Origin of the sequence: Sulfitobacter sp. D7, from assembly GCF_003611275.1 — a bacterium.
In the GTDB taxonomy this organism is placed as follows: Bacteria; Pseudomonadota; Alphaproteobacteria; order Rhodobacterales; family Rhodobacteraceae; genus Sulfitobacter; species Sulfitobacter profundi.
Genome location: NZ_CP020694.1, coordinates 2297936 through 2312427, shown reverse-complemented (window position 1 = coordinate 2312427; position 14492 = coordinate 2297936). Strand labels below are relative to the sequence as shown.

At 62.2% G+C, this 14492-nt stretch carries 11 protein-coding genes; 7 read left to right on the top strand and 4 right to left on the bottom strand.

The genetic code is table 11. The features are described from left to right. Positions 1-8: 8 nt before the first annotated feature. The gene (gene pepN / locus B5M07_RS11180) at positions 9-2567 is read right to left on the bottom strand and encodes an aminopeptidase N (protein WP_120351358.1); all 2559 of its coding nucleotides are present in this window, start codon (positions 2565-2567) and stop codon (positions 9-11) included. 103 nt (positions 2568-2670) lie between these two features. Here pepN and B5M07_RS11175 point away from each other — a divergent pair, with 103 nt between their 5' ends. The 3 genes from B5M07_RS11175 to B5M07_RS11165 all read left to right on the top strand — a co-directional run bounded on the left by B5M07_RS11175 (position 2671) and on the right by B5M07_RS11165 (position 5987). Continuing rightward, the gene (locus B5M07_RS11175) at positions 2671-2895 is read left to right on the top strand and encodes a hypothetical protein (RefSeq protein WP_067938439.1); all 225 of its coding nucleotides are present in this window, start codon (positions 2671-2673) and stop codon (positions 2893-2895) included. Positions 2896-2986: 91 nt separating this feature from the next. After that, complete coding sequence (locus B5M07_RS11170; RefSeq protein ID WP_120351357.1) at positions 2987-5152, top strand: malate synthase G; 2166 nt, start codon at positions 2987-2989, stop codon at positions 5150-5152. A 52-nt stretch (positions 5153-5204) separates the two neighbouring features. Continuing rightward, positions 5205-5987 carry a gamma-glutamyl-gamma-aminobutyrate hydrolase family protein gene (locus B5M07_RS11165; protein WP_120351356.1) on the top strand — a complete coding sequence of 261 codons (783 nt, stop codon included), beginning with the start codon at positions 5205-5207 and terminating at the stop codon, positions 5985-5987. 219 nt (positions 5988-6206) lie between these two features. Here the strand turns inward: B5M07_RS11165 and B5M07_RS11160 are convergent, their stop codons facing one another. Both B5M07_RS11160 and B5M07_RS11155 read right to left on the bottom strand, forming a co-directional pair. Further along, positions 6207-6791, bottom strand: a complete 585-nt coding sequence (locus B5M07_RS11160; protein WP_205570859.1) for an REP-associated tyrosine transposase — start codon at positions 6789-6791, stop codon at positions 6207-6209. A gap of 44 nt (positions 6792-6835) precedes the next feature. Beyond that, positions 6836-7588, bottom strand: a complete 753-nt coding sequence (locus B5M07_RS11155) for an SDR family NAD(P)-dependent oxidoreductase (RefSeq protein ID WP_120351355.1) — start codon at positions 7586-7588, stop codon at positions 6836-6838. Between the two features lie 233 nt (positions 7589-7821). Between B5M07_RS11155 and B5M07_RS11150 the strand changes: the two genes are divergently transcribed. The 4 genes from B5M07_RS11150 to B5M07_RS11135 all read left to right on the top strand — a co-directional run bounded on the left by B5M07_RS11150 (position 7822) and on the right by B5M07_RS11135 (position 13287). Then, the gene (locus B5M07_RS11150) at positions 7822-8538 is read left to right on the top strand and encodes a porin (RefSeq protein ID WP_120351354.1); all 717 of its coding nucleotides are present in this window, start codon (positions 7822-7824) and stop codon (positions 8536-8538) included. A 241-nt stretch (positions 8539-8779) separates the two neighbouring features. After that, entirely contained in the window at positions 8780-10354 is a 1575-nt protein-coding gene (locus B5M07_RS11145; RefSeq protein WP_067630280.1) for a Re/Si-specific NAD(P)(+) transhydrogenase subunit alpha, read from the top strand. Positions 10355-10367: 13 nt separating this feature from the next. Beyond that, positions 10368-11801: an NAD(P)(+) transhydrogenase (Re/Si-specific) subunit beta gene (locus tag B5M07_RS11140; RefSeq protein WP_120351353.1), complete on the top strand. Its 1434-nt coding sequence runs from the start codon at positions 10368-10370 to the stop codon at positions 11799-11801. A gap of 217 nt (positions 11802-12018) precedes the next feature. Then, entirely contained in the window at positions 12019-13287 is a 1269-nt protein-coding gene (locus B5M07_RS11135; RefSeq protein ID WP_120351352.1) for a DUF3422 family protein, read from the top strand. On the opposite strand, the gene B5M07_RS11130 is transcribed toward B5M07_RS11135, so the two are convergent. Further along, positions 13223-14296, bottom strand: a complete 1074-nt coding sequence (locus tag B5M07_RS11130; RefSeq protein ID WP_120351351.1) for a YeeE/YedE family protein — start codon at positions 14294-14296, stop codon at positions 13223-13225. The two genes, B5M07_RS11135 and B5M07_RS11130, sit on opposite strands and share 65 nt — an antisense overlap. Between the last annotated feature and the right edge of the window lie 196 nt (positions 14297-14492).

The window sequence follows — 14492 nt, the reverse complement described above, 5'->3', positions numbered from 1 at the left end:
GTGCCGCGTCAGGCACCGCGAATGCGGCTAAGCATCTCTGACGTGTCCCGGCTGAGGTCGGGGCTGGCGAGGATGCGGTCCAGTTGCGTCTCGATCATCCCTTGCCGCGTCGCGTCGTAGCGCCGCCATGTCTGAAAGGCCGAACACATCCGCGCCGTGGTCTGCGGGTTCACCGGGTCGAGTTTGATCAACCAGTCGGCCAGCAGCGCGTAGCCTTTGCCGCTTTCGTGGTGGAACCCGGCATGATGCATTGCAAGGCTGCCAAAGACCGCGCGGAAGCGGTTGGGGTTCTTCCAATTGAAATCCGCGTGCTGGGTGAGTTTGCGCGCCACCTCGGCGGCCTCTTCCGGCGCGGCTTGGCTGACTTGCAGCCCGAACCATTTGTCCATCACCAAACGGTCATCGCGCCATTGGACTTCGAAATCCTCCAACGCTTTGACGCCATGGCCTGCGCGCAGCAATGCGGCCAGCGCACTGAGTTGCTGGGTCATGTTGTTGGCCTGATCGTACTGCGCCTGCGCGCGCTCTGGCCCCTGCACGCGGGTCAGCAAGGCAAGGGCGGTATTTGTCAGAGCACGTTTGCCCGATTGCGCGGCATTGGGTTGGTAGGGGGCGTCGACCTTATGCCGATCGTAAAGCTCGCTCAGCAGCGGGGCAAAACGCTCGGCCATGGCATCGCGCGTGGCTTCCACCGCCTGATGGATCGCCGCCGGATCCGGGGTCTTGCCCGCGTCATGAAGGGTGCTGGCCAAATCGGCATGGCTGGGCAGGCCCAGCATCAGCGCGCGGTAGGCAGGCTCCAGCGCCTCATCCTCCAGCACCGCCCGCAATGCTGCGAGCCATTCGTCATCCGGCGCGCTGTCTTCGGTGATCGTGACCAGCAAGGACTGCCGCGCCAAGGTGCGCCCGGCCTCCCACCGGTTGAACGGATCGCTGTCATGGGCAAGCAGCAGCAGGCGCTCTTCTTTCGAGAGGTCTTGATCCAGCACCACCGGAGCGGAGAAGCCCCGCAGCACCGAGGCCACCGGGCGCGCATCCAGCCCGTCGAAGGCAAAGCTCTGCTCCGCTTCGGTCATTTCCAGCACGCGAGAGGGGGCCACTTCGGCCCCGTCCGCGCCGATCAAACCCACGGTGATGGGCAGAACCTGCGGCTTGGGCTCAGGCGTGGCGGCGCTGGGCGGGGTGTGCTGATTGAAGGTCAGCGTGAAGATGCCTTTGCCCGCGTCCCATGCCTCTGTCACCGACAGATGCGGCGTGCCCGCCTGCGCATACCAGCGTTTGAACTGGGTAAGGTCACGGCCCGTGGTGTCTTCGAACACCTTTAGCCAATCTTCGATCGTTGCCGCATCGCCGTCGTGACGCTCGAAATAGAGGTTCAGCGCTTTGGCATAGGCGTCATCGCCCACCAATGTCTTGAGCATGCCGATCACCTCGGCGCCTTTCTCATAAACGGTGGCGGTGTAGAAGTTGTTAATTTCCTGAAAGCTTTCGGGCCGTACCGGATGGGCCAGCGGGCCTTGATCTTCGGCGAACTGGCGCCCGCGTAGGTCGATCACATCGCTGATGCGTTTCACCGCTGGGGACCGCATGTCGGAGGTGAACTGGCTGTCACGGTAGACGGTCAGCCCTTCCTTCAGACAAAGCTGGAACCAATCGCGGCAGGTGATGCGGTTGCCGGTCCAATTGTGGAAATACTCATGGGCGATGATCGCCTCGATCCGCTCGAAATTGTCATCCGTAGAGGTCTCGGGCGAGGCGAGCACGGCGGCGGAGTTGAAAATGTTCAGCCCCTTGTTCTCCATCGCGCCCATGTTGAAGTCATCCACCGCGACGATGTTGAAAATATCGAGGTCATATTCGCGGCCATAGACATCTTCGTCCCATTTCATCGACGCCTTCAGCGCCTCCATCCCAAAGGCACATTTGCCCTCATCCCCGGGACGGACATAGAGGTTCAGATCGACTTCGCGGCCCGACATGGTGGTGAAGCGATCGGAATGGGCGACCAAATCGCCCGCCACCAGCGCGAAAAGATAGGCAGGCTTAGGCCATGGGTCGTGCCATTCGGCGTGGTTCTGCCCCTGCGCTACCGGGTTGCCGTTGGACAGCAAGACAGGATGCGGCCCGTTGATGGTGACGGTAAAGACACTCATCACATCGGGGCGGTCGGGATAATAGGTGATCTTGCGAAAGCCTTCGGCCTCGCATTGGGTGCAATACATGCCGCCCGACATATAAAGCCCTTCAAGGGCGGTGTTGCCCTTGGGATCAATCTCAACCTCGGCTTCCCAGATAAAGGGGCCGTCTGGCACATCGCAGGTCAAACCCCGCTCCGTCACCTTCGGGGAGGCGGGCTTGCCGTCAATCTGCGCGGAAATCAGCGAGAGTTCTTTTCCGTGAAGGAAGAATTCCGCCGTCTGCGCCGCAGGATTTGGGCGAAAGGCGATGCGGCTTTTGACCCGCGTCTTGTGGGGATCAAGCTCAAAGGTCAGTGCCACCTCATCCACAAGGAAGCCGAACGGCTGATAGTCGCTGAGATAGATCGTTTGGGGGGTGGCGTCGCGCATTGGGCCTCCAGTCGGGGGAACGTAATTGGTCTGGGAAAGGTTATGTCTCTAGAAGGCGGCCTGCAAGCCGAGCCGCCCCAACTTCGAGCAATGAGGTGTATCCATGTCCGCCCCCGACAACGATACCGAAACGCAGAAGAAACGTCATCGCCCCGCTTTGATCGGTATCAAAACCGCTATCATCGCGGGCGCGCTATTGATGATTGCTGGCATCGTTTACGCGGTGTTGCAGGCCACGGACCCTTCCCCAGAAGGAGAGGTGCAGCCCGTGGACGGCCCGGCGGACGCCGAGCCTGTGATCGCCACCCCAGAACCGACGGTAAAATAACGCCGTGCCTCGCCGTCCTTCACGCGCTTGCGCCGCTTTGCCTTTCTGCTAGACATTTCGCAAAGGTATTCAGTGCGGGAGAGGGCAGAGAATGACGGGTAGAATTGACAAAAACGGTTTGCAGGTAGACCCCGAACTGGTTGAGTTCATTGATGGATCGGCCCTGCCGGGCACCGATGTAGAAGCGGATGTTTTTTGGGCGGGCCTGTCGGACCTCGTGCATGATCTGGGGCCGAAGAACCGCGCGCTGCTCGAGAAACGTGCCGAGCTTCAGGCCAAAATCGACGACTGGCACCGCACCCGCGCGGGTCAGCCGCACGACGCGGAAAGCTATACCGCATTCCTGCGCGAGATTGGTTACCTCTTGCCCGAAGGGCCAGATTTTCAGATTGAAACGCAGAACGTCGACCCCGAGATCGCGCAGGTGCCCGGGCCGCAGCTTGTGGTGCCAATCACCAATGCTCGTTTCGCGCTCAACGCCGCCAATGCGCGCTGGGGGAGCCTTTATGATGCGTTCTACGGCACCGATGCGCTGGGTGATCTGCCGATGGGCAAGGGGTATGACGTCGACCGTGGTGCGCGGGTGGTGTCGCGGGCAAAAGCTTTCTTGGATGACGCGGTGCCGCTCTCTGCGGGCAGACACGCAGATTTGGCGGGCTACCGCGTTGTGGACGGGCATCTCGAAGGTGTGATGTCTCAGGATGCGGCCCCCTGCGGTTTGGCCGATCCGGCGCAGTTTGCAGGCTACCGGGGCGCGGCAGAAGCGCCAGATGCGATGCTCTTGCGCAACAACGGGCTGCATATTGAGATCAAGATCGACCCGGACCATGCGATTGGCAAAGACGATCCCGCCAGCGTCGCCGATGTGGTCATCGAATCCGCGCTGTCGACCATCATGGACTGCGAAGACAGCGTCGCGGCGGTGGACGCCGAGGACAAGGTGCTGGCCTATGGCAACTGGCTGGGGCTGATGAAGGGCGATCTTGCAGAAACCTTTGAAAAGGGTGGCCAGACCGTCACCCGCCGCATGGCCGATGATCGGAGCTATACCGCGCCGGATGGCGGTGAAGTGACGCTGAAGGGCCGCTCTTTGATGCTGGTTCGCAATGTCGGACATCTGATGACCAATCCCGCCGTGCTCGACCGCGCGGGGCATGAGATCGGCGAAGGGCTGATGGATGCCATGATCACCACATTGATCGCGATCCACGACCTTAAGCGCGAAGGCGGCAATTCGGTCACCGGCAGCGTCTATGTGGTGAAACCCAAGATGCATGGACCCGAGGAAGTGGCCTTTGCCGATGAGATTTTCACCCATGTGGAAAAGACGCTCGGCCTGCCGCAATATACCGTGAAGCTGGGCATCATGGACGAAGAGCGCCGCACTAGCGCGAACCTCGCGGAATGTATCCGGGCCGCGAAACATCGTGTGGCCTTTATCAACACCGGTTTTCTTGACCGCACAGGGGACGAAATCCACACCAGCATGGAAGCCGGGCCGATGGTGCCCAAGGGCGAGATGAAGAACAGCGCTTGGATCGCTGCCTACGAAGATCGCAACGTCGACATAGGCCTTGCCTGCGGATTGCAGGGGCGGGCGCAGATCGGCAAGGGCATGTGGGCCATGCCCGACCGCATGGCCGAGATGCTGGAGGCCAAGATCGGCCACCCCCAATCCGGGGCCAACTGCGCATGGGTGCCATCGCCCACGGCGGCCACGCTACATGCCACACATTACCACAAGGTTGACGTGTTGGCGCGGCAAGAAGAAATCAAAGAGGGCGGCGCGCGCGGCACGCTCGACGCGCTGTTGACCATCCCGGTGCTGGAAGGCCGCAACCTCAGCACCGAAGAAATCACCCGCGAGATTGAGAACAATGCGCAGGGTATTTTGGGGTATGTCGTCCGCTGGATTGATCAAGGGGTCGGCTGCTCCAAAGTGCCCGACATCAACGACGTGGGCCTGATGGAAGACCGCGCCACCTGCCGCATCTCGGCCCAAGCGCTGGCGAATTGGCTGCATCACGGCGTCATCAGCCGCGAAGAAGCCGAGGCTGCGCTTAAAAAAATGGCAGCCGTGGTGGACCGTCAAAACGAGGGCGATCCCAGCTATCGTCCCATGGCGCCCGGCTTTGACGGGGTGGCCTTTCAGGCCGCTTGCGATCTGGTGCTGAAGGGGCGCGAACAGCCCTCGGGCTATACCGAACCGGTGCTGCACGCGCGGCGTTTGGAGTTGAAGGCGCAGAGCCGAGGTTGAGGCCGCGGCGCGAAGCGCCTATGTTCGGGCCATGGTGAAAAAGAGGTAACTCATGGCCCGACCCGTCGTTGGTATCATTGGCAATTCCTACCTGCTGAACGATCAATACCCCGTCCACGCGGGCGGGCAGATGAACACCGAAGCGATTGCCGAGGTGTCGGGCTGCCTGCCGCTGATCGTGCCGAGCGATCCGCGCTTTGTCTCGGTCGAGGAATTGCTGGAGGTCTGCGACGGCTTTTTGCTGACCGGCGGGCGCCCCAATGTGCATCCCGAAGAATACGGTGAACCCGAGACAGAGGCCCATGGTGCTTTTGACCGCGCCCGCGATGCCGTGGCGCTGGCGCTGGTGCGCGCCTGTGTGGCGCGCGGCCAACCGTTCCTCGGGCTGTGCCGCGGCTTTCAAGAGGTGAACGTGGCGATGGGCGGGTCGCTCTACCCTGAGATTCGCGAGCTGCCCGGGCGGATGAACCACCGGATGCCCCCCGATGGCACCATGGAAGAGAAATTCGAGCTGCGCCATGACGTGAGCTTTACCGAAGGCGGTGTTTTCCATCACGTGATGGGGGCATCGAAGGTGCTGACCAACACGCTGCACGGGCAGGGGATCAAGGAACCCGGCCCGCGCGTGGTGATCGACGGCCACGCGGATGACGGCACGCCCGAGGCGATCTACATCAAAGACGCGCCGGGCTTTACCCTCGCGGTGCAATGGCATCCTGAGTGGAACGCGGCCAGTGACCCGGTCTCGCGCCCGTTGTTTGAACATTTCGGTGCCGCGGTGCGGGCTTGGGCCGCGGATGGCTCGGCCCTGCCGGTGATGACTGCCGCGCAATAGAACTGGGCGGCTGACCGCGCGGGTCTCACGGGGCGCGCGCGGCCCTCACTGAATGAGCGCGGGCCGCGCATATTGCGGGCGCTGTCGGGTTGATACCTCTCTTGCGGGGATGCCGCGCGCAGTGCCGCATGACGAGACGACCGCAACCCCCTGTCGAAAACGGGCCATGAAAGATGGGGCCACGATACCGGCTGCCACTGTGATCTGCCGCCAAGCAAGTCAACTGTGCAGGCGGTTCGGGGGCGCGGGTGTCATCATGTGACTGAGCGGCGTTACATCATCGTCCAAGACCGCCTCCTCCGCCGGATGGTCCGCCCTCCGATCCTGCGGCGGGACCTCACGAGAAAAGGCGCGGGAATAGGAACTGTAGGGCCACCCCTCTGGTCGCTGACAATATCCTGCATGCACCGGGCTGAGGTGCACCAGATCGCAGTGCCGCTCGAAATCCGCGTGATCGCGTATCCGATGCTCCCAAAAACGCCGCTGCCATATCCCCTTCTCCCTCCGTTTGATCTGCTGCAGGCTGCGATGTGGGGCTGGGGGGAGGTGTCTGGAAAAGCGCCCCTTCCACATGCCGATGCGGTTGCCGTAGTCATTATCATTCGGGGGCAGGGTCCAAACCGTGTGGATCACATCCGGTAGGACCGCGATGGCATCAATCCGGAACGGCCTGCGCGCCAAAGTCTCGCGCATCGCTTGGCGCAGGGCCGTGATATGCCGCAACAGCGCGTCATCGTCCCGCTTTGCAAGGCGCAGGGTAAAGAAATAGCTGTTCGGGCCATGGGATGAAATGCGGTCTCTCATGGCCCCATGTTTGGCGCAGCTTGGTTAAACTCCCCTTAACGCTGCTACATCTGCCCGCCCGCAATCTCGATCGACTGGCCGTTGACGCTTTCCGAGCCTTCGCCAACCAGCCAAGCCGCTGCCGCCGCCACTTCAGACGGGGCGATCAGGCGTTTGTGGCGGTTGGCGTTGACCATGACATCACGGGCCTTTTCCTCGGACAGCCCGGCGCGTTTGGAGATCGCTTGAGTATTGCGCGCGATGATTTCGGTATCGACATAGCCGGGGCAGAGGGCGTTGAAGGTAAAGGGCTGGCCCATGTAATCCTCACTGAGCGAGCGGATCAGCCCGATCATCCCGTGTTTCGAGGCCGAGTAGCAGGCCGCCCCCGGCAGCCCGCGCAGCCCCGCCATGGAGGACACCGCGATCACCCGGCCCCAATCGGTCTGGCGCATGGATTTCAGGCTCTCGCGGATGGTGAGAAAGGCGCCATCGAGATTGGTCGCCATCATGTCGCGCCAGAAATCGAGGTCGGTTTTATGCAGCGATCGCCCCTCGGCCACGCCTGCGTTTGCCACGCAGATTTGCACCGGCCCGTTGGCCTCTACCGCGCGGGCGATCGTGTCGATGACCTGCGCCTCGTCGCGGACATCCATCGCCATGCCGGTGATGCCATTGCCCGACACTGCGTCAAGCACCTCCTGCCGCCGCCCGGTGATGGTGACCCGCGCCCCCTTGGCCGCCAGATCCTGCGCGATGGCGAGCCCGATGCCGGTGCCACCGCCGGTGATGAATGCGTGTTTGTCTTGCAATGTCATAATGCCTCCCCTTTGCGGGCAGGGTGGCGCGCTGGCGGCGGCAGGACAAGAGGCAGCTTCGGATGACGGGGCGTTATTTGAGGGGCAGCACAGGCGAGGGGCGCAGGGTAGTGGCGGCGCAGACACAATTATCTGGGGCGGGCACAGCCACCCTTGCAGCCGCGCGAACATTCCCTCACAGGTTGCAGCAGGTAACCTGATCACAGGGCCTTGTTTTGTATTGGAGCAGTATCATGAATTTTTCGCAAATTTCCTCACTGGCGCTGGCCGCGTCCTTTGCATTGGGCGCGACAACGGCAGGCGCCGTCGAAGTCACCGGCGGGTCGGTCGGGCTGTCTTATTCGGCCTTCGCCGAAGACACCGATTTTAACCACTGGGGTCTCGAAGGCGCGATGGAACTGGGGTTCAACCGCGATTTCAGCCTGCAAATCGATGCCGCCTATCATGATTTTGGCTTTACCGATATCGACAGCACGCTGCTGGGTCTGCACGGCATCTATCACCTGAACGACGCGACCTCTTTCGGCGCTTTCTACACCTTTGAAGACGTCGAAGGCGATGAGGCCGATATCTTTGGGATCGAGGCTGGCTATGAAGTCCGCGAATGGGAGTTCGAGGGCTATATCGCCAATGTCGACGCGGATCTGGGCGATGCCACGCTTGGCGGTATCAAAGCCCGCTATGAGATGCAGGAGGGCTTTGGCCTGACAGGCTCTTATGACATGGCCGACGATGACACCGGCGATCTGTCCCGGTTCGCAATCCGTCTTGACCGCGACGTATCGGTTAACACCAACCTGTTCCTTGAGGTCGGCTCGGCCAAGGCCGAAGCGGGCGGCGTGAACGTCTCTGAACCCTTCGTCGGTTTGGGCGGCGAGATCGCCTTTGGCGCAGATCGTGGGACCACCTTTGACCAGCGCGGGTTGGCCCGGCTGATCCCGGGTCTCTGATACCCACGCATTGGGTCGGCGATTTGGTATGGCCTTCGGGCCATGCCATTGTCGCGGTGTAGAACGGCTGTTCTATCTCCGCTCCGAAAACAGCAAACCGTTCTCTCGGTGTCGCAGCGCAGCAATTTTGCTCCGTTTCACGTAGCGGTTTGCTTGTACTATTGCTGCGCGCGCGCTATCGCTCTGACTAACAAAGTTGCGCCAAAGCGGCGTGACGGGCCAGCAAAGGGGGACTCTTGGTTTGAAGATCGGGACACCAAAGGAAATATTTGAGGGCGAGAACCGGGTCGCAATGACGCCGGACAGCGCGCTGCAACTGCAAAAGCTTGGGCATACATGCGTCATCGAAACCGGCGCCGGTGCGGCTGCGGGCTTTGACGATGCCGCATATGAGGGCGCAGGCGTCGAGGTGGTGAACACCGCCGCTGCTCTCTACAAGGCCGCCGATGTGGTTGCCAAGGTGCGCCCTCCGTCTGACGCCGAGGTCAAGCGCCTGCGCGCGGGCCAGACGCTCATTTCCATGTTCAACCCTGCGGGCAACAAAGAGCTGATGGAGGCCGCCGCCGCCAAAGGCGCGACCGTCATGGCGATGGACATGGTGCCGCGCATCAGCCGCGCCCAGAAGATGGACGCGCTGTCCTCCATGGCCAATATCGCGGGCTACCGTGCGGTCATTGAGGCGGGCAACAACTTTGGCCGTTTCTTCACCGGGCAGATCACGGCGGCGGGCAAGGTGCCCCCGGCCAAGGTGCTGGTCGTCGGCGCGGGTGTTGCGGGTCTTGCCGCCATCGGCACATCGACCTCGCTGGGTGCCATCACGCTCGCGTTCGACGTGCGCCCCGAAGTGGCCGAACAGGTCGAATCGATGGGCGCTGAGTTTGTCTATCTCGACTTTGAAGAAGAACAGGCCGATGGGTCGGCTTCGGGCGGTTATGCCTCTGTTTCCTCGCCCGAATTCCGCGAAGCGCAATTGGCCAAGTTCCGCGAATTGGCGCCTGATGTGGACATCGTCATCACCACGGCGCTGATCCCCAACCGCGAAGCACCCGAGCTTTGGACCGAGGACATGGTGCAGGCGATGAAGCCCGGCTCCGTGATCGTCGATCTCGCGGCAGAGAAGGGCGGCAACTGCAAGCTCACCAAGATGGACGAGAAGATCGTCACCGACAACGGTGTCACGATCATCGGTTATACCGATTTCCCCTCGCGCATGGCGACGCAGGCTTCGACACTTTACGCCACCAACATCCGCCACCTGATGACGGATCTGACGCCCGAGAAAGACGGTGTCATCAACCACGATATGGAAGATGACGTGATCCGGGGCGCGACCATCACCCACGAAAAAGAAGTGACCTTCCCACCGCCACCGCCCAAGGTCGCAGCCATCGCGGCCGCGCCGAAGAAGGAAAAGGTTAAAGAAAAGACCCCGGAAGAGAAACGGGCTGACGAATTGGCTGCTTTCAAAGCGCAGACCAAGAACCAAGTCACGCTCTTGGCCGTAGGCGCGGCGCTGCTGCTCGGTGTCGGCCTCGTCGCACCCGCCAGCTTCATGCAGCACTTCATCGTCTTCGTTCTGGCGGTCTTTGTCGGTTTCCAAGTCATCTGGGGCGTGGCGCACAGCCTGCACACGCCACTGATGGCGGTGACCAACGCGATCTCCTCGATCATCATTCTGGGCGCGCTGATGCAGATCGGCTCTGGCTCGTGGCTGGTGATCCTTCTTGCTGCCTTGTCGGTCTTCATGTGTGGGATCAACATTTTCGGCGGCTTCCTCGTGACACGGCGCATGCTCGCCATGTTCCAGAAATCCTGAAGGAGCGAGCATCATGGAATACGGATTTACGACAGCGGCCTATGTGGTCGCAGCGGTTCTCTTCATCCTGTCGCTCGGCGGTCTGTCGGGGCAGGAAAGCGCGAAACGCGCGGTATGGTACGGTATCGCCGGCATGGCGCTGGCGGTTGTCGCCACGCTGATCGGGCCGGGGGCGGGGTTCTGGCTCCTCTCGCTGATCCTGATCGCCGCCGGTGGCGCGATCGGCTACCAATTGGCCACCCGCGTGCAGATGACGCAGATGCCGGAACTGGTCGCGGCGATGCACAGCCTTGTTGGTCTGGCGGCGGTCTTCGTGGGCTATAACGCCCATATCGAACTGGGCAACGTAATGGCGATGGACGAGGTGGCGCGCGCCTCCACCGAAGGTTTCGCGGCGCTGCTGGCCAAGAAGGACAGTGTCGAGATCGCGATCCTGCGGGTCGAACTGGTGCTCGGCATCTTCATTGGTGCCGTGACCTTTACCGGTTCTGTCATCGCCTATGGCAAACTGGCGGGCCGCGTCAGCTCGGCAGCGACGAAACTGCCGGGTGGTCACATGCTCAACGCCGGTGCGGCAGCGCTCTCGCTGATCTGCCTGATCTGGTACTTCAACACCGGGGGCTTCTTGCCGCTGTTCATCATGACGCTGGCGGCGCTCTTTATCGGGTATCACCTGATCATGGGCATCGGTGGTGCTGACATGCCGGTGGTTGTGTCGATGCTGAACAGCTACTCCGGCTGGGCCGCGGCGGCGATTGGCTTCTCGCTTGGCAACGATCTGTTGATCGTGGTTGGCGCCTTGGTCGGTTCTTCGGGTGCGATCCTGAGCTACATCATGTGTAAAGCGATGAACCGTTCGTTCGTCAGCGTGATATTGGGCGGCTTTGGCGGGACATCTGGGCCGGCGATGGAGGTCGAAGGCGAGCAGGTGGCGATTGAGGCCGACGGTGTCGCACAGGCGCTCAACGAGGCCGACAGCGTCATCATCATCCCCGGCTACGGCATGGCGGTGGCTCAAGCTCAAGGCGCGGTCAGCGATCTGGTCAAGAAGCTGCGCGCCCGTGGCAAGAACGTCCGCTTTGCCATCCACCCGGTGGCGGGCCGTCTGCCCGGTCACATGAACGTGCTGCTGGCCGAGGCCAAAGTGCCCTATGACATTGTGATGGAGATGGATGAGATCAACGACGATTTCCCCGAGACCGACGTCGCGATCGTCATTGGCTCCAACGACATCGTAAACCCCGCGGCGCAAGACGACCCCAACAGCCCCATCGCTGGCATGCCGGTGCTGGAATGCTGGAAGGCGAAAACCGTCTTCGTCTCCAAGCGCGGGCAGGGCACCGGGTATTCGGGCATCGAGAACCCGCTGTTCTTCAAAGAGAACACGCGCATGTTCTACGGTGACGCGAAGGCCAGCCTCGACAAGCTGCTGCCGCTGATCGACTAATCGTTTTCTTTAAAAGAAAACGACCGGGAATTTTTAAAAAATTCCCGACCTATACATCTTAAACGCCCCGCCGGAAACGGTGGGGCGTTTGCCGTTTCTAGGGGCGGTATACGTCGGTATGCAGTAAGTATCTGAAAAGGCGTATTCTTCTTCTGTTCATCGGCGGCGATAGCGCTATTCTTGGAGGAAGAAACTCTCTCCAGCAGCGGAACCCCTCATGGCCCCGATCAAAGACCACCCGCAGCGCCTTGCCCTCACCGGCGAAATGCACGCACGCCCGTTTCCGCAGCTCGCCGCGCCCTCGCGGGTCGCCTTTCTTGCGGTGAAACCGTCGCCGGATGCCGCACCGCAGGCTGAGTTGAACGCGCTGCTGGCCCATTACGGCGCGCCGCGCGCCGATGCTTCGGCCACGCACTACTATGGGGAAATGGGCCGCTTCACGCTGAAATGGGAGCAGCATACCGAATTCGTTACCTATACGGTGATCGCCCCCACTGGCCGAAGCCTGCCTTTCGCCGCTGCGGATTTCGCCGCCTTTCCCGATGATTGGCTGGCCGACATAGAAGGGGAGCGGATCACCTCGGCCTTGCTTGCGGTCCTGCCGAAGCCAGAGGAGGACGAAGAGATCGCGGGTCACCTGCAAGACTGGTTCGTGCCCGAGAGCCTCGCCGTGGCAGAGGTGCTCGACGGGGCAGCGGTGGTTGCCAGCGATTTTCGGATTGATCCCGCTGGCCATCTGCGGCTGGCACTCTTTACCGACGCGGCGACCGGGCAGCGGCGGATTGGGCGGATCGTGCAGCGGCTGTGCGAGATTGAGACCTATAAGGCGATGTCGATGCTGGGCTTCATGCAGGCGCGCGACATGGCGGCGGCCTTGAATGATCTGGATGGTCAGTTGTCGACCCTCATGGGGGCGATGCGCAGCGGGGCGGGCACGGCGGCAGAAGAGACGCTGCATGCGCTGCTGGATGTCTCGGTCGCGCTAGAGGCGCTGACGGCGGAGACCGCCTATCGCTTCGCCGCCACGGGCGCTTATGAGGCCATCGTCTATGAACGTATATCGGCCCTGCGCGAGGCGCGTTTCATGGGGCGGCAGGGGTTTGGGGAATTCATGATGCGCCGCTATGCGCCCGCCATGCGCACGGTCAAATCTACCGAGACGCGGCTGCAGACCATCGCAGCCCGCGCGCTGAGGGCCGCGGATCTTTTGCGCACGCGGGTGGATGTGGAACGCTCGGCCCAGAACCAAGCGATCCTTGCCAGCATGGACCGCCGCGCCGACCTGCAATTGCGGCTACAGCATACGGTCGAGGGGCTGTCTGTGGTGGCGATCAGCTACTACGCGGTTTCACTGGTCAGCTATCTGCTCTACCCGCTGGCAGAGCCGCTGGCGGTCAGCAAGGGGCTGCTGACCGCCGTGGTCACCGTGCCGGTTGTGCTTGGCGTGTGGTGGACGCTGCGCCACCTGCGGCGGAAGATCGGCTGAGCAACGCCTGCATGGCAAGCGCGCCCAGTGCGATCATCACGATGGCCTCGATGGCCGCGACGGAAAGCGTGGGGACACCCGAAAGGCCCGCGCCCAAGGTGCAGCCCCCGGCCAGCACACCGCCCACGCCCATCATGGCCGCCCCGGTCAGGTAGCGTCCGGTTTGGCGCGGGGCGTCAAAGCTCTGCCACTGAAACTCTCGTGCGATCAGGCTGGCGACCAGCGCGCCGACAAACACGCCGCCCAAAAGCCCGGTGCCAAAGCCCGCGGGGATCGAACTGCTGGCGATGGTCCAGAACAGAGTATCGGCAGAGGGGGAGGTGAAGCTAAGGCTCTCCATCGCGATCGGGTCAAATTCATCCAGCAGGATATACCCGGTGCCGACCCATGCGGCAGGCACCAAAAGCCCGATCAAACCGGCCATTACCAGTTGCCCCGGACGGTTGCCCGAGCGCAGCGCATAGGCCAGCGCCGCCACGGCGATCAGACCGCCCCAAACCAGCGCACCGCCGGGCAGGGCAGCAAGGCTCACGCTGTCGCCCATGTCGACGGTCACGGACCCAAGCGCCACGCGCAGCGGGGCCAGAACCCCTTTGAGTGTGGCATGGGCCACCACGGCAAAGACCAGCACCACCAGCGCCCCGCGCAGGTTGCCGCCGCCTGTCAGCACCGTGAGGCGCGAGATGCAGCCGCGTGTGAGCACCATGCCCGCGCCGAACAGCAGCCCGCCGATGCCAATCGCCAGAAACGGCACGTCACTGGTCATAAAGCGATGCGCGTCGAAACTGATCCAACCCGCGGCCACGGCGGCCTGCGTGCCGATCACCGCCAGCGCCAACGCGGTGAGCCAGACCCCGAGCGCTTGACGCCGGTCTTCGCCCACGAGGCTGCGGCGAAAGCAAAAGCGCGTGCGCTGTGCCAAGACGCCAAACGCCAGCCCGATGAGCGCCGCCAGCAGAACGGACGCCTCTTTTGCTGTCGTCTCTTCAAAGCCGAAAGACTCAAACATCGCGAAAACCCTCGAAAACGGAATTATTTCCCATTTGGAGGGGCTGGGGGTCACAATCAAGCGAAAGCTGACGTGGGGGCCTCCGGCGTCAGCGAAATTATTTCTGTTTTGATGGAGAAATGGGCGACGCTGTTCACCCTGCGTCAGGGGCCGCGAAACAACCGGCCCCCGTCGCGATGGGCGGGGGCCGGTCGGT

Bases quoted from the DNA above. Each gene is read 5' to 3' on its own strand.
- B5M07_RS11160 (WP_205570859.1), bottom strand. From the start codon at position 6,791: ATGAGAGACCGCATTTCATCCCATGGCCCGAACAGCTATTTCTTTACC.
- B5M07_RS11155 (WP_120351355.1), bottom strand. From the start codon at position 7,588: ATGACATTGCAAGACAAACACGCATTCATCACCGGCGGTGGCACCGGC.
- B5M07_RS11130 (WP_120351351.1), bottom strand. From the start codon at position 14,296: ATGTTTGAGTCTTTCGGCTTTGAAGAGACGACAGCAAAAGAGGCGTCC.
- B5M07_RS11165 (WP_120351356.1), top strand. From the start codon at position 5,205: ATGGCCCGACCCGTCGTTGGTATCATTGGCAATTCCTACCTGCTGAAC.
- B5M07_RS11175 (WP_067938439.1), top strand. From the start codon at position 2,671: ATGTCCGCCCCCGACAACGATACCGAAACGCAGAAGAAACGTCATCGC.
- B5M07_RS11135 (WP_120351352.1), top strand. From the start codon at position 12,019: ATGGCCCCGATCAAAGACCACCCGCAGCGCCTTGCCCTCACCGGCGAA.
- B5M07_RS11170 (WP_120351357.1), top strand. From the start codon at position 2,987: ATGACGGGTAGAATTGACAAAAACGGTTTGCAGGTAGACCCCGAACTG.
- pepN (WP_120351358.1), bottom strand. From the start codon at position 2,567: ATGCGCGACGCCACCCCCCAAACGATCTATCTCAGCGACTATCAGCCG.
- B5M07_RS11150 (WP_120351354.1), top strand. From the start codon at position 7,822: ATGAATTTTTCGCAAATTTCCTCACTGGCGCTGGCCGCGTCCTTTGCA.
- B5M07_RS11140 (WP_120351353.1), top strand. From the start codon at position 10,368: ATGGAATACGGATTTACGACAGCGGCCTATGTGGTCGCAGCGGTTCTC.